Genomic DNA, 23,304 nt, shown 5'->3' with positions numbered 1-23,304 from the left:
CTGTTCAGGCTTTGCCAGCAAGCTTGGTTAACAGCGCAATAATGATTGGCTCATGTTACGACATGTAACCAGTAAAAATCAGTATCTTAGCTCGATATATGGCGGATTGTGAAGCCCGCGCTTTCTGTTTGACGGCCCGGACTGGTACAAATTAGACCGCGCCGAAAGGCTGGGAACCGGCTGTTCGATTCAGATCGATTCGCCCGACAGGCGCTGGCAGATCATGTCGAGCTGGTCGAGCGACGCGAATTTGAGCGTCAACGCCCCTTTGCCACCGCCGGCATATTGGATCGCGACGCCGATCCCGAGCAGTTCGGACAAATGGCGCTCGACGGCAACAATATCGGGATCGCGTCCGCCGTCGGTGCTCATATGGGTGTCGAGCGACGCCTTGCGCGGCGAAACTTCGTCCTTGCCCGCACGGACCAACGCCTCGACCGCGCGCACCGACAGGCCTTCCTTCGCGACGCGGCGCGCGATCGCCTCGGCATCGGGCGCGCCGACCAGCGCGCGCGCGTGACCCATCGCGAGCGATCCGTCGCCGACGAGCGTCTGTACGCTCGCGGGCAGGTCGAGCAGGCGCATCAGGTTCGCGACATGGCTGCGCGACTTGCCGACGAGCTTCGCCAGCGCTTCCTGATTATGGCCGAAATCCTCGATCAGGCGGCGATAGGCGCTCGCCTCTTCGATCGCGTTGAGGTCCTGCCGCTGGATATTTTCGACCAGCGCGATCTCATAGGTCGCGGCATCGTCGAGTTCGCGCACCAGCGCGGGGATCTGGTGGAGTCCCGCACGCTGCGCCGCGCGCCAGCGGCGTTCGCCCGCCACGAGCTGATAACCGTCGCCATCGGGCGAGCGGCGGACGATGATCGGCTGGAGCAAGCCGCGCAGTGCAATCGAATCGGCGAGCTCGGCGATCGCCGTCTCGTCGAAATGGCGACGCGGCTGGCCGGGCAGCGGGCGGATCGACCCGACCCCGATATGCTGCACGGCATCGCCTGAAACCGGCGCGGCCTCCGCAGCGGCGCCGGGAGTCGCGAGCACCGGCGCCTCGACCGCGACGTCGCCGAACAGCGCGTTGAGGCCGCGCCCCAATCCCGATGGACGCTTGCGGGCCGGGGTTGCTTCCGATCCAGTTTCGTCTTTATTATCAGCCATTTATGCAGCCTTGCGGACGTTAGGCAAACGATCGATCAACTCGCGCGCCAACGCGATATAGGCCGCCGACCCGGCGCAGCGATGATCGTAGATCAGCGCCGGAAGCCCGTGGCTCGGCGCTTCGGACAGGCGGACATTGCGCGGAATCACCGTCTGGAACACGACCGGGCCGAGCACTTCGCGAACATCGTCCGACACCTGGTCGGTCAGCCGGTTGCGCCGGTCGAACATGGTGAGCGCGACCCCGAGGATCGACAATTTCTGGTTGAAGCGCTCGCGCACGCGTTCGACCGTGGTGAGCAGCTGGCTCAGTCCCTCGAGCGCGAAAAACTCGCATTGCAGCGGCACGATCAACGATTCGGCCGCAATCAGCGCGTTGAGCGTCAACATGCCGAGCGACGGCGGACAATCGATCAGGCAGATGTCCCACTGCCCCGCCTCGGCGCTCGACAGCGCCTGTTGCAGCCGGTGGAGCCGGTCCTGGAATTCGATCAGCTCGATCTCGGCGCCCGACAGGTCGACCGTCGCAGTGACAATGTCGAGCCGCGGTACTGCGGTCGGGATCGCGCATTCGGCGAGCGTGGCATCGCCGCGCAGCAACTCATAGCTCGACGATTCGCGCTGCGATTGCTTGATACCCAACCCCGTCGACGCATTGCCCTGCGGATCGAGGTCGATGATCAGCGTGCGCCAGCCGGTCGCCGCGAGTGCGGTTGCCAGATTGATCGCGGTCGTCGTCTTGCCGACCCCACCCTTCTGGTTCGCCACGGCAATGCGGATCATCGCTTTCCTCGCTGTTTTGCCGCAATTTTCCCGGTTCCCACCAAAATCTGGCTGTCGGCGTCGGTGCGGCTTTGTTCCACGTGGAACATTCTCTGCCATGGCTGGGGCAGCAAAGCCAGTTCCTTAACCGCGTTTCGCCCTTTTGGCAGCAGCCAGCGCGTCGATTCGGTGGAAAAACGCGCGGATAAGTCGATCAGCTTGTCGAGCGGCGCGAAAGCGCGCGCGCTGATCGTCGCCGCGGGCCGTGTCGCGACACGTTCGAGCGGCGCCTCGGCGACCACGACATGGCCAAGGTCGAGTTCGGACGCGACCGTGCGCAGAAAGTCGCAGCGCCGCTTGCGCGATTCGACGAGCAGCATCGGTCGCGCGCTCAGGATCGCAACGACCAGCCCCGGCAATCCCGGCCCACTGCCCAGATCGATCCAGAGCCCCTCGCCTTCGCGCGTGTCGAGCGACAGCAGCTGCGCGCTGTCGGCGATGTGCCGCACCCAGATCGTCGGAATCGTCGAGGCCGCGATCAAATTCTGCTGCGCATTTTCAGCGATGAGCATATCGACAAAGCGGTCAAGTTTCGTCCAGGTGTCGCGGGTGGGCGCGAAGCTGTCGCCAATCCAGCCGCGCGCCGAGTCTTCGCTATCGAGCGCGTCGATCATGCCGCGCGTCGCCGGCTGTGCACCATGATCGCGGTGAGCGCCGCCGGCGTGACTCCGTCGATCCGCGCGGCCTGTCCCAAAGTCTCGGGCTGCGCTTTCGTCAACCGCTCGACCATCTCGCGCGACAGGCCGCCGATCGCGCCATAGTCGAGCGCGGGGTCGAGCGCGATCGCCTCGTTCGCCGCGAGCGCGCGCAGCTCGGCATCCTGCCGCGCAATATAGGGCGCATAATGCGCATCTTCGACGACCTCCGACAGGATCGCCGGATCGATCGATTCGAGCTCGGGTGCAAGCGCTGCAAGCCGCGAAATCGTCACCTCCGGATAGCGGAGCAGGTCGATCCGCCGCCGCGCGACGCCGTCTCCCGGAAGCGCCAAGCCGATTGCTACATAGTCGGCGGTAACCACGGCCGCTTCGAGCAAGGCTTCGGCGCGCGCGCGTTCGACCTGACGCGCTGCGAACAATTCCGCCGTTGCGGGCCTCACCAATCCCAGCGCGATCCCCTTCGGGGTCAATCGCGTCGCGGCATTGTCGGCGCGCAACCGCAATCGATATTCGGCGCGCGCGGTGAGCATCCGGTACGGCTCGGTCACACCCTGCAGCACGAGATCGTCGACCATCACCCCGATATAGGATTCGGTCCGGTCGAGGATCAATGGCTCGCGCGCCTGTACCGCGAGCGCCGCGTTGGCACCGGCGACCAGCCCCTGCGCCGCGGCTTCCTCATATCCGGTGGTGCCATTAATCTGTCCCGCGCACCACACCCCCGGCATCGCGCGCACCTGCAGCGTCCGGTCGAGCGCGCGCGGATCGATATGATCATATTCGACCGCATAGCCCGGAACGACCATCTCGACCGTTTCGAGTCCTTCCATCGTGCGCAGCATCGCGAGTTGCACATCGGCGGGAAGAGAGGTCGAAATCCCGTTCGGATAGACGAGATGCGTGTCGAGCCCCTCGGGTTCAAGGAATACCTGATGCCCATCGCGATCGGCGAAACGGTGGATCTTGTCCTCGATCGACGGGCAATAGCGCGGACCCGCAGCGCCGATCGCACCCGTGAACAAGGGCGAGCGATCGAGGTTCGCCGCGATGATCGCATGGCTTTCGCTGTTCGTGCGCGTGATCGCACAGAAGATTTGCGGTACTGTCCGCGCACTGTTCCACGTGGAACAGGTCCAATGCGCGCCATCGACGCTGTCCGACGGCTGCTCGTCGAGCCGCGCCCAGTCGATCGTGCGACCGTCGAGCCGCGGCGGCGTTCCCGTCTTGAGCCGGGCCATCGGGAGATCGGCCGCGCGCAATTGATCGGCGAGCCGATGCGCGCCCGCCTCACCGATGCGGCCGCCTTCCATCCGCTCCTCGCCGCGAAACAGCTTGCCGCCGAGGAAGGTGCCGGTCGCGAGCACGACCGCGGGTGCGATCAAGACCGCACCGTCGCCCAGCTCAAGGCCTTCGACCCGACCCGCGTCGGACAGTCGCAGCGCTGCCGCCTCGCCGGCGACGACCGTGATGCCCTCCTCCCCCGCGAGTATAGTCTGGATCGCCTCGCGATAAAGTCTGCGGTCGGCCTGGATGCGCGGCCCCTGCACCGCCGCGCCCTTCGACGCGTTGAGCATCCGGTAGTGGATCGCCGCGCTGTCGGCGGCGCGCGCCATCCAGCCGTCGAGCGCATCGACCTCGCGCATCAAATGGCCCTTGCCGAGCCCGCCGATCGCCGGGTTGCACGACATCGTCCCGATCAGCGCGGGGTCGAAACTGACGAGCGCGACGCGCGCGCCGAGCCGCGCTGCGGCCGCGGCGGCCTCGGTCCCGGCGTGCCCACCGCCGACAACGATGACATCGAAAATGGCTGGTTTCTGCATGATTGCGGCGCCTTTAGCGCAAAACAGGCGGCAAATCCACCGCGCCGCGCGCAATGCGATGTTTCACGTGGAACATCATTTGCCGATACAGAAACGTCCAAACAGCGCGTCGAGCATCTCCTCGACCCCCGCGCGCCCGGTGATTCGGTCGAGCGCGGTGGCGGCGAGTCTAAGTCGCTCGGCGAGCAGGATTAAATCGTCCGCTTCGCGCGATCCGGGTTCGATCTCAAGCCATTGCCTTGCCTCGGCCAGCGCGGCGCGCTGGCGTTGGCGCAGCGCGGCTTCGCCTTCGCGCGGCAACAAGGTCCGCGCCATATCGACAATATAGCGGTGGAGCTTGTCCATCCCCTCGCCCGTCGCCGCCGACAGGATCAGGTCGCAATGCGCCGCCTCGGCCTCGGCCGCCGCATCGCCCGACCAGCGATCGGATTGCGCCGCGACGAGGATCGCACGCGGATGATCGGGAACCGCTTTGGGCGGCCCCAGCCACAAGAGGATATCCGCCGCCTCGACCGCGGCCCTTGCGCGATCGATTCCGATCGCCTCGATCACATCCGCCCCCTCACCGCGAATCCCTGCCGTATCCGAAAAACGCATCGCGATCCCGTCGAGCGCGAGCGGGGTCTCGATCACGTCGCGCGTTGTCCCGGCGACCGGCGACACAATCGCCAGCTCACGCTGCGCCAAGGCATTGATCAGGGTCGATTTTCCGGCGTTCGGTGGCCCCGCGATCACCACCGAAAGCCCGTCGGCGATCACCTCTGCCGCGGGCCGCGCCAGCCATTCGCCCAACTCGTCCGCAAGCTCCGTCATCCCGGCGATCAAATGCCGCGCAACCGCGTCGCCGACCTCGACATCATCCTCATCGGCGAAATTGAGCTCGGCCTCGGCGCCCGCCATCAACCCGAGCAAGTGGTCCTGCCACGCCGCAACCGCGCGCGACACATGCCCGCTTGCATGCCCCAGCGCCTGTACGCGCTGCCTCTCGGTTTCCGCCGCGAGCAAGTCGGCCAGCCCCTCGGCCTCGGCGAGGTCGATCCGGCCATTGTCGAACGCGCGCCGTGTGAATTCGCCCGGCGCAGCGCGCCGCAGCCCGGGCGTCGCGGCCAGCGCCTCCTCGACCGCCGCAACCACCGCACGCCCGCCGTGGAGGTGGAGCTCGGCGAGATCCTCGCCCGTCGCCGTCGCGGGGCCGGGGAACCACAGGACCAGCGCCTTGTCGAGCGGGGCACCCCCCGCATCCGCCAACAACGCCAGCGACGCACGGCGCGGCTCGGGCAGCCGTCCGGCCAGCGTCTTCAGCGCCGCTCCGGCTTGTGGTCCGCTGACGCGCACGACCGCGATCGCTGCCGGCGGCATCCCGCTCGACAGCGCAAAAATCGTATCATTTACAGATGTTTGGATCAGGTCTTGCGTCCCTTGGCGGGCTTGTCGTCATCGTCGGCCTTGTCCGCCGCCTTCGATGCCCCGCCCATCAGGCCGCCGCCGAACTGGCCGAGCAGCGACTGGACGAGTCCCAGTCCGCTTTCGCCCATCGGGACCCAGGTCTTGACCATCGACTGGACCATGTCGGGGGTGATCCCCTTCGCCATCAATTCCTTGACGCGGTCGAGATAGATGTCGTGCAGCGGCTCGAGGTCGGGAAGGCCAAACAGGCGCCGCGCCTCTTCGGGGGTGCAATCGATCTCGATATTGAACTTCATCGCCTGTCTCCGCCCCGAAAAATGCCGGTTAGCCGCTTGAGCCGCGCTCTTCGCCCCGCTAGCTTCGCGCTTTCACAGCAAAGAAGCAAGAGACAGGAGAGCTCCCCACATGGCCGCAACCAACACCCAGATCCCGACGCTCGACGGCGCCGGCACGATCCCCGCTTATGTCGCGCGCCCCGACGCCGACAGCACGCGCGCGATCATCGTCATTCCCGAAATCTTCGGCGTCAACGAAGGCATCCGCAAGAAATGCGACGACTGGGCGGCCGAAGGCTATCTGGCGATCGCACCCGACATTTTCTGGCGCTTCGCCCCCGGGGTCGAACTCAGCCCCGATATCGAAGCCGAATTCCAGCAGGCGCTCGATTATTTCGGCCAGTATAACGCCGATGACGGGGTTCAGGATATCGAGGCCGCGATCCACTGGCTGCGCGGCCAGGGCGCCGAAAAGATCGGCTGCGTCGGTTTCTGCCTCGGCGGCCGCCTGGCCTATATGGCCGCGACGCGCACCGATATCGACGCGTCGGTCGGCTATTATGGCGTCATGATCGACCAGATGCTGAACGAAAGCCACGCGATCGCGAACCCGCTGATGCTCCACATCCCGACCGAAGATCATTTCGTCGACCATGCTGCACAGGCGAAGATCCACGAAGCGCTCGACCCGCATCCGAAGGTGACGCTCCACGATTATCCCGGGCTCGACCATGGTTTCGCCGCGACGATGGGCAATCGCCGCAACGAAGAGGGCGCCCAGGTCGCCGACGGCCGCACCCGCGCCTTCTTCGCCGAGAAGCTCGCATGAGCGCGCCGCATCCCGGCCTCGCCGCCTGGCACGCCTATATGGCGGACGGCGGCGATCCGCAGGCACTGCGCGACCTGCTTGCCGAGGATGCGGTGTTCCACTCGCCGGTCGTCCACACGCCGCAGGAGGGGCGCGACAAGGTGTTCGCTTATCTCCACGCGGCGAGCCATGTCCTCGGCGGCGACGATTTCCGCTATCTGCGCGAAATCGTCGACGGCGACCAGGCGGTGCTCGAGTTCCAGAGCGAACTCGACGGGATCCAGATCAACGGCGTCGATATCATTCGCTGGAATGATGACGGAAAGATAAGCGATTTCAAAGTGATGGTCCGGCCGCTCAAGGCGATCAACAAGGTCTGGGAAAAGATGGGCGAGATGCTGGCGGCGCAAACGCGCTAGATCAGGCTGAGCTCGGCGAGCTCGCGATAGAGTTCGGGTGGCAGGTCGCCGACGCCGCTTTCATCGTCAACGCCTTTGGGCGCATCGGCATCGGCAAGATAGCGCCAGCCCTGATGCGCGCGCTTCGGTTGCGGGTGGATGCGTTCGAGTTCGGCGACGCACACGATATCGACCCGCCCGTCGCTGCGGTCGTCGAAGCGCAGGATCTCGACGCGCGCGACGAGCGTATGCTTCACAATGAAATGCAGCTTGCCGCCGACCAGCTCGTCGGCGCGTTTGGGCCGGAACCGCGTCGTGAAGCGGATCTCGCCGTTCTCGGCATAGTTGGCGATCCGCGCCTGCAGCGCCGGATAGTCGGAACAGCCGACCGCAACGCGGGTCATGTGCAATCTGGACATGTCGGCGAGATGGGAAGCGGACGGAAAAAAAGCCAGCCCCACCGGCCCGGCTTCACACTTTTATCGTCAAAATATCCGTGCGATCATAGCGGATCGCCGAAATAGCCGACCGCAGGCACCGGGTCGTAAAACGGGTGCAGCAACGCCCGCCACCGCTGATACCGCTCGGAGGTACGAAAGCCGTCGCGATGATCGGCAACCGAGCCCCACTGCACCAGAAGCAGGTAGGGTTGTCCCGGGTCGACCGGAGGCCGGATTTCCAGTGAAATAAAGCCCGGCGACGCCTCGATCAGCGGCTTGGCTTCGGCGACCGCCGCTTCGAACGCTGCCTCGCTTCCCGCACGCACAGGGAGCAAGGCATGTTCGATCACGGCCATTGCGATACGAACCTACTGGTTCATGCTGTCGAAGAAATCCTCGTTGGTCTTCGAATCCTTGATCTTGTCGAGCAGGAATTCCATCGCGTCGACCGTGCCCATCTGCATGAGGATGCGGCGGAGCACCCACATTTTCGACAGCTTGTCCTTCTCGACGAGCAATTCTTCCTTGCGCGTACCCGACTTGCCGACGTCGAGCGACGGGAAGATGCGCTTGTCGGCGACCTTGCGGTCGAGCACGATTTCCGAGTTACCCGTGCCCTTGAATTCTTCGAAGATGACTTCGTCCATGCGGCTGCCGGTATCGATCAGCGCGGTCGCGATGATCGACAGCGAACCGCCTTCCTCGATGTTGCGCGCGGCGCCGAAGAAGCGCTTCGGACGCTGGAGTGCGTTCGCGTCGACACCGCCCGTGAGCACCTTGCCCGACGAGGGAACAACGGTGTTGTACGCGCGGCCGAGGCGGGTGATCGAGTCGAGGAGGATGACCACATCCTTCTTGTGCTCGACGAGGCGCTTCGCCTTTTCGATCACCATTTCGGCGACCTGGACGTGGCGCGTCGCGGGTTCGTCGAAGGTCGAGGAGACGACTTCGCCGTTCACGCTGCGCTGCATGTCGGTGACTTCCTCGGGGCGTTCATCGACGAGGAGGACGATGAGGTAAACCTCGGGGTGATTGTCGGTGATCGCCTTGGCGATATTCTGCAGCAGCACCGTCTTACCCGTGCGCGGCGGCGCGACGATCAGCGCGCGCTGGCCTTTGCCCTGCGGGCTGACGAGGTCGATGACGCGCGCCGACTTGTCCTTGACGGTCGGGTCGACGGTGTCGAGCGACAGCTTCTGGTTCGGATAGAGCGGGGTGAGGTTGTCGAAATTGACGCGGTGACGCACCGCTTCGGGATCGTCGAAGTTGACCTTGATCAGTTTGGTCAGCGCGAAATAGCGTTCGCCGTCACGCGGCGCGCGGATCTCGCCCTCGACGGTGTCGCCGGTGCGCAGTCCATATTTGCGGACCTGGTTCGGCGAGACATAGATGTCGTCGGGACCGGCGAGATAATTGGCGTCCGACGAGCGCAGGAAACCGAACGAATCCGGGAGAACCTCGATCGTGCCCGATCCGATGATTTCCTCGCCCTCTTCGGCAAGTTCTTTCAGGATCGAGAACATCAGGTCCTGCTTGCGCAGCGTCGATGCGCCCTCGACGCCCAGTTCTTCCGCCATTTCGACGAGCTGGGCGGGCGCTTTGGTCTTGAGTTCTTTAAGGTGCATGGGATGGATTCCGGGTAGAAAATCAGGGAGAAAATGAAAACTAATTCGTTGCACCTGCCGGTGCCTATCCGGCCGTGGGACGACCGTTTCGATAGCGTCGGCGCGGGAGACGCGCCGCCCGCGCAAAGCGGGGTTGACCGGCCCCTATAACCGGGCCGGGTTCAAGTCAATCGACCTGCGTCCGAAGACCGCGATTCAGGGCCGGACGACGACAAGGATGACGATAATCGCCGCGGCGATCCCGGGGACCTCGTTGAGCAGGCGGAGCTGCTTTTCGGTCAGCGGGCGTTCGCCCTTTTTGAGCTTCTTGAAATAGCCGATCATCCAGCCGTGATAGCCCGACAGTGCGAGCACGAGGACAAGCTTGGCAATAAACCAGCCCTCGCGCCAATAGTCGCCGTTGAAAGCGAGCATCAGGCCAAAGATCCAGACGATGATGATCGACGGACCCAGGATGATCCGCCGCAACCGGTCCTCGCGTTCGATCCACTTCTTATCCTCGTCGGACCCGACGGGCACCTGATGGTGATAGACGAAGAAGCGCGGCATCATGAACAGGCCGGCCATCAGGAAAATCACGAAAATGATATGCGCGGCTTTGATCCAAAGCATCGTCGCCCCCAAGAATCCCGCCAGTTCCATAGATTATCCGCCGCGAACGCGCCTGATCAGATGCTCGACATGCGCAATCGGCGTGTCGGGCACGATGCCATGGCCGAGATTGAAGATATGGGGGCGCGACGGGAAAGCTGCAAGGATGCGGTCGATCGCCGTATCGAGCGCAGCGCCGCCGGCGACGAGCGCGAGCGGGTCGAGATTGCCCTGCACCGGCAGATGCGGCGGCAGCGCCTTGTCGGCCCACACCGGATCGACCGTCTCGTCGAGCCCGATCGCATCGACCCCGGTCTCGTCGGCATAGGCGCGAAGCTTGCCGCCCGCACCCTTTGGAAAGCCGATGACCGGCGTATCGGGATGCAGCGCCTTCAGGCGGCGGACGATTTCGGCATTGGGCGCGATCACCCATTGCTCATATTGCGCCGGGCTCAGGCTCCCTGCCCAGCTGTCGAACAATTGCACGGCGTCGACGCCATTCTCGATCTGCCCCGACAGATAGGTGACCGAAAGCTCGACGATCGCATCGATGATCGCCTGAAACGCTGCCGGATCGCCGAACGCGAGGCGCCGTGCGGCGGCCTGGTCCTTCGACCCCTGCCCTGCCACCATATAGGTCGCAACCGTCCACGGGCTTCCCGCAAAGCCGAGGAAGGTCGTCTCAGGCGGCAGCGCGGCCGCCACGCGCGCGACAGTTGCGTAAACGGGGTCGAGCCGCTGCGGCGCCGCTTCGAGCGACGCCAGCGCGCTGTCGACCAGCGGCGGGGCGAGCCGCGGCCCCTCGCCCGCCTCGAACCACAGATGCTGGCCGAGCGCATGCGGAATGACGAGGATATCGGAGAAGAGGATCGAGCCGTCGAAACCGAAGCGGCGGATCGGCTGCAATGTCACCTCGGCGGCGGCCTCGGGATCGTAGCAAAGCTCGAGGAACCCGCCCTTGGTTTCGCGAAGGGCGCGATATTCGGGCAGATAGCGTCCGGCCTGGCGCATCAGCCAGAGCGACGGGCGCTCCTGCCGCACCCCGCGCAGCGTTGCGAGCAGACTCTTCGATGACGCCTTCACGCGGCCCCTCTTTCTCTCTTCATAAATATTTAAATAGAATTGTGGTGGTTTGTTGGTCGGCGGACAAGCGCGGCTTTAGGCCGAGGCGTCCCTTTTGCCAACAGCTTGACTCTCCGTGCCGCGCCGCCGTCCGCAGAGTCGTTCGGCGCTTTCCCCCTAATTCACAGCCTGTGGATAAGATTCATCCCTTGTGGATAAGCGGTGGAGCGGAATCGGCACGCGCGGGGATGAATCCTGCCTGCCGAAATCATCCCTGCGCTTATGCCAAAACTTATCCACAGGGCCTTGTTCGTCGTTCCAGCCTTGATCCGGGATTGCCTTTTTCGGCACTTTCCCGCCATGGTGGCGCGATGGGCCGGCTCCACCTTCATCTCATATCCGACTCCACGGGCGAGACACTCGAAAATATCGCCAAGGCGGCGATCGCGCAGTTCGACGATGTCGAGGTGGTGCGCCATTTCTGGCCGATGGTGCGCTCGGAATCGCATCTCGACCGCATCATGGCCGAGGTACAGGCAAGCCCCGGCATGATCCTCTTCACCCTCGTCAACGGCGAGCTGCGCGTCAGCCTCGAGCGCCGCGCGGGGGCGCTCAACCTCCCGACCGTCGCCGCGCTCGACGCGGTCACCGACGCATTGTCGCGAATGCTCGGGCAGGAAGCAAAGGCGCGCCCCGGCCGCCAGCACGCGCTCGACGCCGCCTATTTCGCGCGCGTCGAGGCGATCCAGTTCACCGTCGCCCACGACGACGGCATCGGCTGGGAAAATTGGGAACAGGCCGACATCGTGCTCGCGGGCGTGTCGCGCACGTCGAAGACCCCGACGAGCATCTATCTTGCCAATCGCGGCTTCAAGACTGCGAATATCCCGATCGTCCCCGAATCGCCGCCGCCCGACGCGCTCTACAACCTCAAGCGCCCGATGGTCGTCGGGCTTACGACCGGGCTCGACCGGCTGGTGCAGGTGCGCCGCAACCGGCTGCTCTCGCTTAATCAGGCGCCCGAAACCGCCTATGTCGACGACGAGCGTGTGAAGGCCGAGCTCGCCTATGCGCGACGGATGTTCGCCGACAATGGCTGGCCGGTGATCGACGTGACGCGCCGTTCGATCGAGGAAACCGCCGCAGCGGTGATCAAGCTCGTCGAAGACCGCGGCACCGCATGACCCTCCTCCTTGCCTCGCAAAGCAGCGGCCGCGCCGCGATGCTCCGCGCCGCCGGACTGACCTTTGAAACGAGCGCGGCGCATGTAGACGAGGAAGCGCTGACCGCCTCGCTGCTTGCCGCCGGGCAGACCCCGCGCAATATCGCCGATGCGCTCGCCGAGGCCAAGGCCGTCAAAATCTCGTCGCGGCTGCCGGGCGTCACCGTGCTCGGCGCCGATTCGACGCTCGCACTCGACGACGGCGCGATGCTGTCGAAACCTGAAAGCCCCGAAGAGGCCGCCGATCACCTCCGCCGCATGGCGGGAACTCGCCACCGGTTGTTCAGCGCTGCGGTCGCGGCGCGCGACGGCGCCCCGGTGTGGCGCGCGATCGGCGAGGCGAAGCTGTGGATGCGCCCCTTGTCGGATGCGTTCATCGCCGACTATGTCGCGCAAAATTGGGACAGCATCCGCTGGACCGTCGGCTGTTACGAAATCGAAGGAGCGGGCGTGCAATTGTTCGAACGGGTCGAAGGCGATCCCTGGACCATCATCGGCATGCCGATGCTTCCCTTGCTGGCGTGGCTGCGCGCGACCGGGCTGGCTCCGCAATGAGCGCGCCTTATGCCGAAGTGATCGGCGACCCGATTGCCCAGTCGAAATCGCCGCTCATCCACGGTTTCTGGCTCGACGCGCTCGGGCTCGAAGGCGACTACGCCCGCGCGCATGTAAAACCCGAAGGCCTCGCCGCTTATATCGAGGAACGCCGGGGCGATCCCCGCTGGCGCGGCTGTAACGTCACGATGCCGCACAAGGCGGCGGTGATGGATCTCGTCGACGATCCCGGCAATATCCGCGGCACGATCGGCGCGATGAACACCGTTGTTCGCCAGCCTGACGGCGCGTTGATCGGTACGAACACCGACGCGGCGGGCTTCTATGCCCCGCTCGCCGAGCTCGATCTCGAAGGCGCGCCGGTCGCGGTGGTCGGCGCGGGCGGCGCCGCGCGCGCGGTGCTCTTCGCCCTCGCCCGCGCGAACGTCGGTCCGGTCACCATCCTCAATCGCTCACCCCTGAAAGCCATGGGCCTGCTCGCGACCTTCGGGCTCAAGGGCGACGTCGTCGCGCTCGATGCCCAGCTTCCGCCGGTATCGCTGCTCGTCAACTCGAGCAGCCTCGGCATGAAGGGCCAGCCGCCGCTCGAGCTCGACCTGTCGCCGCTTCCCGAAGGCGCGATCGTTTACGACCTCGTCTATTCGCCGCTCCAGACCGGGCTGCTCAAGGCCGCCGAAGCGCGCGGGCTCGACACGGTCGACGGGCTCGACATGCTGATCGGTCAGGCCGCGCTCGCCTTCGAACTCTTCTTCGGCGCGGCTCCGCCCGAAGGCCGCGATGAAGAGCTCCGCGCGCTTTTGATGGCATGACGCACCGCCCGCGCCCCGGCTCGCGGCTTCGCCGTCCCTTCGTCATCGGACTCACCGGATCGATCGGCATGGGAAAATCGACCGCGGCGGCGATGTTCGAGCGCGAGGGCGTCCCCGTCTTCGACGCCGATGCCGAAGTGCACCGGCTGCAAGGCCCTGGCGGCGCGCTCGTCGCCGCGATCGAGGCGCGGTTTCCCGGCACCACCGGCCCGCAGGGCGTCGACCGGCAGAAACTCGGGCGCCTCGTGCTCGGCAACACCCACGAACTCGCCGCATTGGAAGCGATCGTCCACCCGGCGGTCGGCAAGGCGCAGAAACGCTTTCTTGCCGAGAATCGCGCGCGCGATGTCGTCGTGCTCGACATCCCCCTGCTCTTCGAAAAGGGCGGCTGGCGCCGCGTGGGTGCGATCGCCGTCGTTTCGGCGCCCGCGTGGATGCAGCGAAAGCGCGTGATGCGTCGTCCCGGGATGACCGCGGCCAAGCTCAAGGCGATCCGCCGCCTGCAGGTTCCCGACCGCGTCAAACGCGCGCGCGCCGATTTCATCATCGAAACGGGCCGTCCCAAAAGCGAGACGCACCGGCAAATTCGCTTCATCGCCTCTTGTTTCCGCGCCCGATAGGGTCCAGATTATGGCTTCGATGCGTGAGATTATCTTCGATACCGAAACCACGGGTTTCGATCCCAGGACCGGGGACAGGCTGGTCGAAATCGGGTGTGTCGAGCTGGTCGACCGCCGCGAGACCGGGGTCACCTTCCACGCCTATTTCAATCCCGAACGCGACATGCCCGCCGCGGCCGAAGCCGTGCATGGGCTGTCGATCCAGTTCCTGTCGGACAAGCCGCTGTTCGCGACGCGCGTCGACGAGCTGATCGAATTCCTTGGCGATGCGCCGCTGGTCGCGCACAATGCCGTCTTCGACTTCGGTTTCGTCAACGCGGAGCTCGCGCGCGCGGGGCGCCCGGCGCTCGACATGGCGCGCATGTGCTGCACCGTGCAGATGGCGCGCAAGCTCCACCCCGGCGCGAAGCACAGCCTCGACGCGCTCTGCACGCGCTACGGCATCGACCGCAGCCACCGCGTCAAGCATGGCGCGCTGCTCGACGCCGAACTGCTCGCGCATCTCTATATCGAAATGACCGGCGGGCGGCAGATCGGCCTCGGACTCGCCGCCACGGCCGCGGGCGCCGCTGCTTCGACCGCGCCGGTACCCGCCGCATCGGCCGGCTCCGACCGTCCCTTTCGCGAACCCCGTCCCCATATGGCCTCGGCCGCCGAACGCGCGCGCCACGCCGAATTTGTCGCAGGGCTGAACCAGCCGCTGTGGCTCGATACGGTGTGATGACCCTCCCTTAAGTCATCGCGCCGGCCAAGAAGGAGAAGAAAAATGGAAATCCGCGTCTCTGGCCACCAGATCGAAACCGGCGAAGCGCTCCAGGCGCATGTGTCGGACCGGATGAACGCGATTGCCGACAAATATTTCTCGCGCGCGATCGGGGCGCATGCGACCTTCGGGAAGGGGCCGCACGACAGTTTCCAGTGCGACATCGTCGCGCATGTGATGCAGGGGCTGGTGCTGAAGGGGCATGGCCAGGCGCAGGACGCGCATGTCGCGTTCGAAGGCGCCGCCGAGCGCATCGAAAAACAGCTCAGGCGCTACATGCGGCGGCTGAAGGATCATAACAACGGCGTCGCGCAGCCGTCGCCGACGGTCGACGAGATCGAAGACAACGCCAGCTACACCGTGTTCGACGGTGGCGACGACGAGGATGCGGGCGACGCGCCGGCAATCATCGCCGAAACGCGCGTCGATATCCCGAGCAGCAGCGTGTCCGACGCGGTGATGATGCTCGACCTGCGCAACACCAACGCCTTGCTGTTCGTCAACAGCAAGACCGGGGCACATAACATGGTCTATCGCCGCGACGACGGGACGATCGGCTGGGTCGAACCACGATAGGACTGGATTTTCTCCGCCATCCGGCTTAAGGGCCGCGCCCAACGATGCCCGAAGCCGGGTTGGCGGGGGGCCTGCCACGACAGATCCGCGATCGTCTGCCAGCATGGTTTCTGGCGGCGGCCGGCGTTTAACAAGATTTGACCAGAGCAATGAATCTTTCTTCCCTTCTCTATCCGGCGACCGTGCGCGCGCATGTTCAGCTCGATTCGAAAAAGGCGCTGTTCCCCTTCGTCGGCGATCTCGCGGCGCGCTCGCTCGGGCTCGACGCGGGCGAAGTCAGCGAAGCGCTGCTCGAACGCGAACGTCTCGGCTCGACCGGATTCGGCCGCGGGATCGCGCTGCCGCACGCCAAGATGGCCGACCTCGGCGGCGTGCGCGGGCTGTTCCTGCAACTCGCCAAGCCGATCGATTTCAACGCGGTCGACGGTCTGCCCGTCGACCTCCTGTTCGTCCTGCTGTCGCCGCTCGACGCCGGCGCCGATCACCTGAAGGCGCTCGCGGGCGTGTCGCGGATGCTCCGCAACGAAGCGATCGCCGAACGGCTGCGCGGGGCGAAGAGTGACGAGGCGCTCTATGCGCTGCTCGCCGACACCGAAACGCGTGACGCGGCGTAACGCCACGCCGCGAATCTTCCCGTGACACGGCTGAAAAGCCGTTTTCTCGTCGACCTGCTGCTTCGACGTACCGAAGCGGCGGGCGGTTTTGCGACCGTGCTTGCCAAAGGCGACGACACCGCGGGAATCATCCTCGTCCAGTGTTGCGAGCGCGGCGAGCCGGGACCGCTGCTCGAACGGCGCTTTTCGGCGGACGGCCACTATATTTGGGAGGCGGTTGGCCCGACCGACGCAAAAGATAGTGAATCGCGCGCAAACTATCAGGATCGGCGGCGAAAGGCGGATCCCGATCTGTGGTTCATCGAACTGGATATCGCAGATGCGCCACGACTCGTCGCGGAGTGGGGCGCGTTAACTTGACTCTGTTGCGGCGCAACATAGGTGGCGCCCATTCGATAACGCGTAGGTCGTTCCGCGGGTTGCCTGCCTCTTTTTTGCAGGGACCCGGCAAACGGATTGGACACGCAGTCGGACGATGACCGCAGGCGGCGATACTGGATGATAGTCCCCCGCCTGTTTTGAGAGGTTCGGTTCATCGGCCGCACTTTTGACGGACAATATGAGTCGCATTTTGAATGTAGCCAGCGTGGCTGCCGTCGGCATGACTGCCGCCACCATGCTGCTTTTGGCGGAACCCGGCTTTGCAAGCGATCTTGCTGCCGACGCCAATCTTCCCGCCATCATCCTGCCGGGCGCCGATGCGCCGGTGACGGGTGAAACAGCGGAGCTGCCGACCGAGACCGATGCGCCGGTCGAAGCCGATACCCAGACCCCCAACGAAACCGCTCCCGCGCCGAAGCCCGCGCCGGTGACCGCGGAATCGCTCGCCGAACTCGTCGCCGCGACGCCGCAGCCGGCGATGCTCGATGCCGAGCTGCGCTGCCTTGCCGGTGCGGTCTATTTCGAATCGCGCGGCGAATCACTCCCCGGACAGCTCGCGGTCGCACATGTCGTGCTCAATCGCGCCCAGTCGGGCCGTTTCCCCAAGAGCCTGTGCGGCGTCGTCCACCAGAAAAGCCAGTTCAGCTTCGTGCGCGGCGGCCGGATGCCTGCCATTCGCAATGGGGCACAGTGGAACAACGCCGTCGCGATCGCGCAGATCGCGCGCGACGGCAGCTGGAAGAATCACGCCCCGGGCGCGCTTTTCTTCCACGCGCGCTATGTCTCGCCGGGCTGGCGCAAGACGCGTATCGCGCAGATCGACAACCACATCTTCTATCGCTGATCGGCTGATGAGGCGGGATGCGCGCGCGCATCCCGTTCATTGCCAAGCCAGAATTGCTGGCGCATGATGCGCGGATGACGCGTCATCTTTCCGTCGCCCTGCCCTTGGCAGCGGCGCTCGCTCTCGGCGGCTGTGCCACCGCGGTTCCCCCGGTCGAAGTCACGCGCTTCCACACCAATGCGGCGCCGAGCTGGGCGCCGGGGACGCGCTACGCCATCGCCACCGCGCCGCTCGATGCGCCGGGGGCAGGCGTTCCGGGCGCGGCGATGCCGTCGCTCGAATGGAACAGCTATCGCACCGCGGTCGACCAGCAGCTCCAGCGGCAGGGTCTTGTCGCGGCGGGCAGTAATGAACGCGCCCCGCTCCTCGTCCGCATTTCCTTCGACCGCAGCGAACAGCTCGCCGAAGCCCGCCGCTCGCCCGTCTCGGTCGGGGTCGGCGGCTCGACCGGCAGCTATGGGTCGGGGGTCGGACTCGGAATCGGGATCAACCTCGGCGGGGGTCCCAAAAGGATGGCCGATCTCCAGCTTTCGGTGCGCATCGACGATGCCGCGAGCGGCAAGGCGCTCTGGGAAGGCCGCGCGCTGACCGCGGTGCCGGTGAAGGCGCCCGCCAACCAGCCGAGCCTCGCCGCGGCGAAATTGGCCGAGGCGCTATTCAAGGACTTCCCCGGCGAATCCGGACGCACTATCAGCGTCCCATGACCATCACCATCAACGCCGCTTTCGACAGCGGCAATATCGTCGTGGAGGCCATCGACGGCACCTCCGCCCGCTTGTCGATCCGTAAGGATCGCGACTCGGACTTTTTCCAGTGGTTCCATTTCCGCGTGTCGTGCGCGGTGGGCGATGCGCTCGACCTCGCGATCACCGGACTCGCCGATTCGGCCTACCCCGACGGCTGGCCGGGCTATGCCGCGTGTGCGAGCACCGATCGCGAAACCTGGTTCCGCCTCGACACCAGCTATGATGCAGGCACGCTGACGATCCAGCATACCGCCGAAAGCCCGATCCTCTATATCGCCTATTTCGCGCCCTATTCGATGGAGCGCCATCACGACCTCGTCGCGCAGATCGCCGAATGCGAAGGCGTGACCTATCGCTGCCTCGGCACCAGCCTCGAAGGCCAGCCGATCGATTGCCTCGAACTCGGCACCGGCGAGACGCAGGTCTGGCTCTATGCGCGCCAGCATCCGGGTGAGAGCATGGCCGAATGGTGGATGGAGGGCGCGCTCGAAAAGCTCGTCGATCCCGCCGACCCCCACGCGCGCTCGCTGCGCGCCAAATGCCGCTTCCACATCGTGCCGAACATGAATCCCGACGGGTCGTGCCGCGGGCACCTGCGCACCAATTTTGCCGGGGTGAACCTCAACCGCGAATGGCACGAACCGACCGCCGAGCGCAGCCCCGAAGTGCTGTGCGTGCGGAACGCGATGGATGAGACCGGCGTCGACTGGGCCATGGACGTCCATGGCGACGAGGCGATCCCCGCGGTCTTCCTCGCGGGATTCGAGGGCATCCCGTCGCTCAAGGCCGAACAGACCGAAAAATATAAGGCATTCGAGGCGGCGCTCGCCGCGAACACTCCCGATTTCCAGCTCGACCTCGGTTATGAGCAGACCGCGCCAGGGCAGGCAAATCTGTCGATGTCGACAACGCAGCTCGCCGAACGCTTCGGCGCGGTGTCGATGACGCTCGAAATGCCGTTCAAGGACAATCGCGACCTGCCCGATCCCGTCGCCGGCTGGTCGCCCGAACGCTCGAAGCTGCTTGCGCACGCGTGTCTCCAGACGCTGGACCAGCTGCTCTGATGCCCGGCGCGGGCGCCTGGCGGATCGTCGAGGACGATCTGTCGGGCGCCGCGATCCGTGCGCTGCTCGAAGTGCATTTCGCGGGCATGCTCGCAAACTCGCCGGCCGAAAGCTGTCATTTCCTCGATTTTGAAGGATTGCGCGCCGACGGTGTGACCTTCTGGTCGATCCACCGCGGCGACGAGCTTGCGGGCTGCGGCGCGCTCAAGATGCTGGACAGCGCACATGGCGAGATCAAGTCGATGCGCACCGCCGAAGCCTTTCTGCGGCAGGGCGTCGCCGCGCATATGCTCGATCATATCATCGATGAGGCGCGGACCCGCGGGCTCGAACGCCTCAGCCTCGAAACCGGATCGAGCGGCGCTTTCGAACCCGCGGTCGCGCTTTACCAGCGTTATGGCTTCACCGCGTGCGAACCCTTCGCCGATTACCAGCCCGACCCGTTCAGCCGTTTCATGACGCGGGTACTTTAGGTACGAAAACGGGGCCCGGAAGGGACTCCGGACCCCGTGTTCAAATCGGTCAATCGGGCGTCGCTTACGCGGCCTTCTTGTCCTCGATCACCGGCTGTGCGCCGCCGATCGCGATCTTGTGCGGCTTCATCGCCTCGGGCACTTCGCGCACCAGGTCGATGGCGAGCAGCCCGTCGGACAGGTCGGCCTGCTCGACCCGCACGAAATCGGCGAGCTGGAAGCGGCGCTCGAACGCGCGCGTCGCGATACCGCTATACAGGAGCTGGCGCCCCTCGCCTTCGGCGACCGGTGCCTTGCGGCCGCTGACCGTCAGCATATTCTGCTGCGCGGTGATGTCGATCTCGTCGGCCTTGAAGCCCGCGACCGCAACGGTGATGCGGAAATGGTCGTCGGCGAGTTTTTCGATGTCGAAGGGCGGATAATTTTCGGCGCCCGAACCGCCGGTTTCGAGGAAATCGAAGAGCCGGTCGAACCCGACGGTCGAACGGCGATAGGGGGTCCAGTCGAAGCTGTTGCGCATGGTCTTTCTTCCTTTTCAAAAGCGAAGCAAAGGGACCGCGGGGGACGTACCGCGATCGCCGCCCGGCCCCGTGTCGGCGGCCGGACAGGGTCAATCTGGTAGCCCTCGAAACCATTTCAAGAGGGGCGTTGGCCTTTACCGAAAACCCGCGCTAAAGGGCGGCACATCTCCTCCAGCGCAAGGATCCGAAATGCCCCAGCTCATCCTCATCCGTCACGGCCAGTCGCAGTGGAATCTCGAAAACCGCTTCACCGGCTGGTGGGATGTCGATGTCACCGAAAAGGGCGTCGCCGAAGCGGTCGCGGCGGGCGAGCTGATGAAGGCAAAGGGCATCGCCCCCGACACCTGCTTCACCTCGGTCCAGTCGCGCGCAATCAAGACATTGAACCTCGCGCTCGAGGCGATGGGCCGCCTCTGGCTTCCCGTCACCAAGGACTGGCGCCTCAACGAGCGTCACTATGGCGGGCTCACCGGGCTCGACAAGGCCGAGACCGCGGCGAAGCATGGCGACGAACAGGTCAAGATCTGGCGCCGCAGCTTCGACATCCCGCCGCCGCCGCTCGAAGCCGGTTCGCCGTGGGACCTGTCGACCGACCCGCGCTATGCGGGCATCGCGATCCCGTCGGCCGAAAGCCTCAAGGACACGATCGAACGCGTGCTGCCCTATTATGAAGCCGCGATCGTCCCCGAACTCGCCGCGGGCAAGACGGTGCTGATCTCGGCGCACGGCAACAGCCTGCGCGCGCTCGTCAAGCATCTCTCCGGCATCTCGGACGCCGACATCACCGGGCTCGAAATCCCGACGGGCCAGCCGATCGTTTACGAGCTGAACGACGATCTCAGCGCGCGCGAACGCTATTATCTCAGCGAGCGTTGAGGTTCACGCGGCGGCGGTGGGCGCCTAAAGCGTCCCCGTCACCGTCAGCTGGAAAAACCGCCCGAATCTGCGTAGCCTTCGCTCGCTGAACGCGACCGGCCCATCGCGCCGGTCGACGAACACCGTCCGGTTGAACCCGTCCTTCATGTTCGCGAGGTTGCGGTACGACAGTTTCACCGTGAAGCCCGCGACATTCTTATGCTCGATAAAGGCGGTGGCGAACGGCCCGTCGGTATATTCCTTCTCGATCGCACCGAGCCGCAAATTCGGGCTGAATCGCTCGTCGAAATAGCCCGCGCCCCACGCAAGGTTGGTGTGCGGGATGTCGTGGCGCAGGCTGAGGTCGACGACATATTCCTGCCCCTCGCTCTGGTCGCGCCACAGGTCGGTGAGCGGATCGCGTACGCGGTTGCGGCGCCAGGTGACATCGCTGTTGATCCGCGCGCCCTTCCATCCCAGCCGGTCGAGCAGCAGGGTCGCCTTCGAACTGATGCGATACAGGTGCGCGGGCGGCAAATTGCCGCGCCCTTCGGTCGTCGGTGAGAGCGGTACCTGGTCGACGAGGTCCTGCGCATAAGCATAAGCGAAGGCGATCGACGCATTGCCCCACCCGCCCATGTCCTGCACGACCTCCAGCTCGGTGCGGTTGAGGACCGGTGGCACGAGCAGGCCGTTGCCGCCATTGCCCTGCCCGTTCGCGACGTCGACCGAGCTTGCGAAATCGAAGAAGTCGAGCTGGTCGACGCGGCGCTGGACGAACCAGTTGATCGTCGTCTTTTCGCCGACCTTCCACGCCAGCGCCAATTTGCCCTTTGGCCGGACGAAGCGGCGCGTCAGCCCGTCCGGGCCCGACGAGGTGAGCTCGCTATATTCGGCGCCAAGGTTGAGCTGCGCGGTCAGGTTCGAAGCCAGCGAACGCCCCCACGTGAGCGAGGCCTCGCCGCGCTTTTCCTCGACCTTCGTGCGCTCGCCGCCGAAAACGACGGGGCGGAAACTGCCGTCGGGTTGCAGCACCGCAAATTCGGAATCGACGTCGAGCGTGTTGTAAGCGCCTTCGAGCGCGACCTGCCAGTCGGTGCCGCCGGCGGTGCGCCAGCTATATTCGCCGCGCAGGATCGATTCGCCCTCGTCGGCAGTCTGCTTGAACCGCTCGCCGGTGCGTCCGCCAATCTCGCGGTCGACGATGAAGCTGTCGACGAAGGGGCTGTGCTCGAAGCGATAGAGCGTGATCAGCTTCAGCCGCTCCTTGCCCAGCCCCAGCTCATAATCGCCGCCGATGTCGAAATTATATTCGTCTTCGGTGAATTTGAACGTCTCGCGCACCGTGCCGGCGACGGGCCGCTCCGACACGCTGTCGACGCGCTCGTCGAGGAGCTGGAGCTGGCCGCCAAGGTTCAGATTCCATTTGTTGCCGTTCGCGGTCGTGCGCGCGAGCGCCGCCGACAGCCGCGGTCGGTCGCCATTATAGGCGCCGAACTCGTCGCGCGTGAACAGCAGCGCACCGTTTCCGTCATAGACGCGCTCGGGCCCCCAATGGCCCTGCCGGTTCGCCTCATTCTTGAGGCTCAGCGTCAGATTGGTGCCGCCGATCCTGCCCGTCGTCGAAATTTCGCCGTTCAGCCAGTTCTTGTCGAGCCGCGGCCGCCATTCGGGCTGCCAGCGGACCGTCGTCTGGAACCCGCCGCTCCCCGCGCCGGCGACGAGCACGACATTGGCGACCTGTCCGGTCAGTCCCGGCACGTTCAGCCCGGCGCCGTCGACGATATCGATATAGGCGACTTCGGCCGCGGTGATGCGCGCCAGCGCGGTGCGCGCGTCGGTCGACTTGTTCGCGATGCGCTCGCCGTTGATCAGCACATTCTCGGTCGCCGCGCCCAGCCCGCGCTCGCCGCCGTTGGTCCCGGTGACGATCAGGAATCCGGGCACCTTTTCGACCATGTCGAGCGCGGTGCGCGGTGCAAAGCGGGTAAAGTCGACGGGCGCATAACGCTGCGCGCCGTTCGCGGGTGTCGGCACGGCTGGCGGCGCATCGCCCGTCGGCTCCTGCGCTGCAGCCGGCGCGACCGACAGCAGCGCCGCAATGGCAAGCGATGACGCATGAAAAACGGCCGGCATATTTCCCCCTCGCAGCCGCCATGAAACAAGCGCAGCGCACAATCGCGAATAGTTCGCAAT

At 65.3% G+C, this 23,304-nt stretch carries 28 protein-coding genes; 15 read left to right on the top strand and 13 right to left on the bottom strand.

Translation table 11 applies throughout. From position 1 onward, the window contains the following. Positions 1-189: 189 nt before the first annotated feature. The 6 genes from VGN62_RS18715 to VGN62_RS18690 all read right to left on the bottom strand — a co-directional run bounded on the left by VGN62_RS18715 (position 190) and on the right by VGN62_RS18690 (position 6,162). Entirely contained in the window at positions 190-1,158 is a 969-nt protein-coding gene (locus VGN62_RS18715; protein WP_327456699.1) for a ParB/RepB/Spo0J family partition protein, read from the bottom strand. Next, complete coding sequence (locus tag VGN62_RS18710; RefSeq protein ID WP_327456697.1) at positions 1,159-1,941, bottom strand: AAA family ATPase; 783 nt, start codon at positions 1,939-1,941, stop codon at positions 1,159-1,161. After that, positions 1,938-2,594, bottom strand: coding sequence for a 16S rRNA (guanine(527)-N(7))-methyltransferase RsmG (gene rsmG / locus VGN62_RS18705; protein ID WP_327456695.1), 657 nt, complete (start codon positions 2,592-2,594; stop codon positions 1,938-1,940). Before rsmG ends, VGN62_RS18710 begins: the two co-directional genes overlap by 4 nt. Then, positions 2,591-4,459, bottom strand: coding sequence for a tRNA uridine-5-carboxymethylaminomethyl(34) synthesis enzyme MnmG (gene mnmG, locus VGN62_RS18700; RefSeq protein ID WP_327456693.1), 1,869 nt, complete (start codon positions 4,457-4,459; stop codon positions 2,591-2,593). Before mnmG ends, rsmG begins: the two co-directional genes overlap by 4 nt. 75 nt (positions 4,460-4,534) lie before the next feature. After that, a complete protein-coding gene (gene mnmE / locus VGN62_RS18695; RefSeq protein WP_327457031.1) occupies positions 4,535-5,839 on the bottom strand; it encodes a tRNA uridine-5-carboxymethylaminomethyl(34) synthesis GTPase MnmE in 1,305 nt (434 codons plus the stop codon). A gap of 23 nt (positions 5,840-5,862) precedes the next feature. Then, entirely contained in the window at positions 5,863-6,162 is a 300-nt protein-coding gene (locus tag VGN62_RS18690) for a DUF6489 family protein (RefSeq protein ID WP_327456691.1), read from the bottom strand. A 109-nt stretch (positions 6,163-6,271) separates the two neighbouring features. Between VGN62_RS18690 and VGN62_RS18685 the strand changes: the two genes are divergently transcribed. Together VGN62_RS18685 and VGN62_RS18680 are read left to right on the top strand one after the other, a co-directional pair. Further along, positions 6,272-6,970 carry a dienelactone hydrolase family protein gene (locus tag VGN62_RS18685; RefSeq protein ID WP_327456689.1) on the top strand — a complete coding sequence of 233 codons (699 nt, stop codon included), beginning with the start codon at positions 6,272-6,274 and terminating at the stop codon, positions 6,968-6,970. Further along, complete coding sequence (locus tag VGN62_RS18680) at positions 6,967-7,368, top strand: nuclear transport factor 2 family protein (RefSeq protein ID WP_327456687.1); 402 nt, start codon at positions 6,967-6,969, stop codon at positions 7,366-7,368. Before VGN62_RS18685 ends, VGN62_RS18680 begins: the two co-directional genes overlap by 4 nt. Here VGN62_RS18680 and VGN62_RS18675 read toward each other — a convergent pair. The 5 genes from VGN62_RS18675 to hemE all read right to left on the bottom strand — a co-directional run bounded on the left by VGN62_RS18675 (position 7,365) and on the right by hemE (position 11,086). Continuing rightward, positions 7,365-7,751 (bottom strand): DUF1489 domain-containing protein, encoded by a 387-nt coding sequence (locus tag VGN62_RS18675; protein WP_327456685.1) that lies wholly within the window; start codon positions 7,749-7,751, stop codon positions 7,365-7,367. The two genes, VGN62_RS18680 and VGN62_RS18675, sit on opposite strands and share 4 nt — an antisense overlap. A 98-nt stretch (positions 7,752-7,849) precedes the next feature. After that, positions 7,850-8,143, bottom strand: a complete 294-nt coding sequence (locus tag VGN62_RS18670) for an antibiotic biosynthesis monooxygenase (RefSeq protein WP_327456683.1) — start codon at positions 8,141-8,143, stop codon at positions 7,850-7,852. Positions 8,144-8,155: 12 nt separating this feature from the next. Beyond that, positions 8,156-9,412 carry a transcription termination factor Rho gene (gene rho / locus VGN62_RS18665; RefSeq protein WP_037557490.1) on the bottom strand — a complete coding sequence of 419 codons (1,257 nt, stop codon included), beginning with the start codon at positions 9,410-9,412 and terminating at the stop codon, positions 8,156-8,158. 195 nt (positions 9,413-9,607) lie between these two features. Beyond that, positions 9,608-10,024 (bottom strand): CopD family protein, encoded by a 417-nt coding sequence (locus tag VGN62_RS18660; RefSeq protein WP_327456680.1) that lies wholly within the window; start codon positions 10,022-10,024, stop codon positions 9,608-9,610. 33 nt (positions 10,025-10,057) lie between these two features. Then, positions 10,058-11,086 (bottom strand): uroporphyrinogen decarboxylase, encoded by a 1,029-nt coding sequence (hemE, locus tag VGN62_RS18655; RefSeq protein ID WP_327456678.1) that lies wholly within the window; start codon positions 11,084-11,086, stop codon positions 10,058-10,060. Between the two features lie 350 nt (positions 11,087-11,436). Here hemE and VGN62_RS18650 point away from each other — a divergent pair, with 350 nt between their 5' ends. The 12 genes from VGN62_RS18650 (at position 11,437) to VGN62_RS18595 (ending at position 19,732) form a co-directional block, all read left to right on the top strand. Further along, positions 11,437-12,249, top strand: coding sequence for a pyruvate, water dikinase regulatory protein (locus tag VGN62_RS18650; protein WP_327456676.1), 813 nt, complete (start codon positions 11,437-11,439; stop codon positions 12,247-12,249). Then, positions 12,246-12,842, top strand: a complete 597-nt coding sequence (locus VGN62_RS18645; RefSeq protein ID WP_327456674.1) for a Maf family protein — start codon at positions 12,246-12,248, stop codon at positions 12,840-12,842. The genes VGN62_RS18650 and VGN62_RS18645 overlap by 4 nt, the downstream gene beginning before the upstream one ends. Continuing rightward, a complete protein-coding gene (gene aroE, locus VGN62_RS18640) occupies positions 12,839-13,651 on the top strand; it encodes a shikimate dehydrogenase (RefSeq protein ID WP_327456672.1) in 813 nt (270 codons plus the stop codon). The genes VGN62_RS18645 and aroE overlap by 4 nt, the downstream gene beginning before the upstream one ends. Beyond that, on the top strand, positions 13,648-14,271 hold the full coding sequence (coaE, locus tag VGN62_RS18635; RefSeq protein WP_327456671.1) for a dephospho-CoA kinase: 624 nt from the start codon (positions 13,648-13,650) through the stop codon (positions 14,269-14,271). Before aroE ends, coaE begins: the two co-directional genes overlap by 4 nt. A 19-nt stretch (positions 14,272-14,290) precedes the next feature. Then, on the top strand, positions 14,291-14,992 hold the full coding sequence (gene dnaQ / locus VGN62_RS18630) for a DNA polymerase III subunit epsilon (protein WP_327457029.1): 702 nt from the start codon (positions 14,291-14,293) through the stop codon (positions 14,990-14,992). A gap of 45 nt (positions 14,993-15,037) precedes the next feature. After that, positions 15,038-15,610, top strand: coding sequence for a ribosome hibernation-promoting factor, HPF/YfiA family (hpf, locus tag VGN62_RS18625; protein ID WP_327456668.1), 573 nt, complete (start codon positions 15,038-15,040; stop codon positions 15,608-15,610). Between the two features lie 149 nt (positions 15,611-15,759). Then, positions 15,760-16,224, top strand: coding sequence for a PTS sugar transporter subunit IIA (locus tag VGN62_RS18620; RefSeq protein WP_327456666.1), 465 nt, complete (start codon positions 15,760-15,762; stop codon positions 16,222-16,224). Between the two features lie 21 nt (positions 16,225-16,245). Next, positions 16,246-16,584 carry a DUF1491 family protein gene (locus VGN62_RS18615; protein ID WP_327456664.1) on the top strand — a complete coding sequence of 113 codons (339 nt, stop codon included), beginning with the start codon at positions 16,246-16,248 and terminating at the stop codon, positions 16,582-16,584. Between the two features lie 199 nt (positions 16,585-16,783). Next, positions 16,784-17,449 carry a cell wall hydrolase gene (locus VGN62_RS18610; protein WP_327456662.1) on the top strand — a complete coding sequence of 222 codons (666 nt, stop codon included), beginning with the start codon at positions 16,784-16,786 and terminating at the stop codon, positions 17,447-17,449. Between the two features lie 17 nt (positions 17,450-17,466). Continuing rightward, positions 17,467-18,153: a DUF4136 domain-containing protein gene (locus tag VGN62_RS18605; RefSeq protein WP_327456660.1), complete on the top strand. Its 687-nt coding sequence runs from the start codon at positions 17,467-17,469 to the stop codon at positions 18,151-18,153. Next, on the top strand, positions 18,150-19,259 hold the full coding sequence (locus tag VGN62_RS18600; protein WP_327456658.1) for a M14 family metallopeptidase: 1,110 nt from the start codon (positions 18,150-18,152) through the stop codon (positions 19,257-19,259). The genes VGN62_RS18605 and VGN62_RS18600 overlap by 4 nt, the downstream gene beginning before the upstream one ends. Beyond that, a complete protein-coding gene (locus VGN62_RS18595) occupies positions 19,259-19,732 on the top strand; it encodes a GNAT family N-acetyltransferase (RefSeq protein ID WP_327456656.1) in 474 nt (157 codons plus the stop codon). Before VGN62_RS18600 ends, VGN62_RS18595 begins: the two co-directional genes overlap by 1 nt. A 64-nt stretch (positions 19,733-19,796) precedes the next feature. On the opposite strand, the gene VGN62_RS18590 is transcribed toward VGN62_RS18595, so the two are convergent. Beyond that, positions 19,797-20,252 carry an Hsp20 family protein gene (locus tag VGN62_RS18590; RefSeq protein WP_327456654.1) on the bottom strand — a complete coding sequence of 152 codons (456 nt, stop codon included), beginning with the start codon at positions 20,250-20,252 and terminating at the stop codon, positions 19,797-19,799. Positions 20,253-20,442: 190 nt separating this feature from the next. Between VGN62_RS18590 and gpmA the strand changes: the two genes are divergently transcribed. After that, positions 20,443-21,129, top strand: coding sequence for a 2,3-diphosphoglycerate-dependent phosphoglycerate mutase (gpmA, locus tag VGN62_RS18585; RefSeq protein ID WP_327456652.1), 687 nt, complete (start codon positions 20,443-20,445; stop codon positions 21,127-21,129). A gap of 24 nt (positions 21,130-21,153) precedes the next feature. Here the strand turns inward: gpmA and VGN62_RS18580 are convergent, their stop codons facing one another. Then, positions 21,154-23,244 carry a TonB-dependent receptor gene (locus VGN62_RS18580; protein WP_327456650.1) on the bottom strand — a complete coding sequence of 697 codons (2,091 nt, stop codon included), beginning with the start codon at positions 23,242-23,244 and terminating at the stop codon, positions 21,154-21,156. Positions 23,245-23,304: the final 60 nt, after the last annotated feature.

Source organism: Sphingopyxis sp., assembly GCF_035998905.1.
Classification (GTDB): domain Bacteria; phylum Pseudomonadota; class Alphaproteobacteria; order Sphingomonadales; family Sphingomonadaceae; genus Sphingopyxis.
Note: the sequence above shows the minus strand (reverse complement) of the source record. Positions and strands in the feature narration are given on the sequence as shown.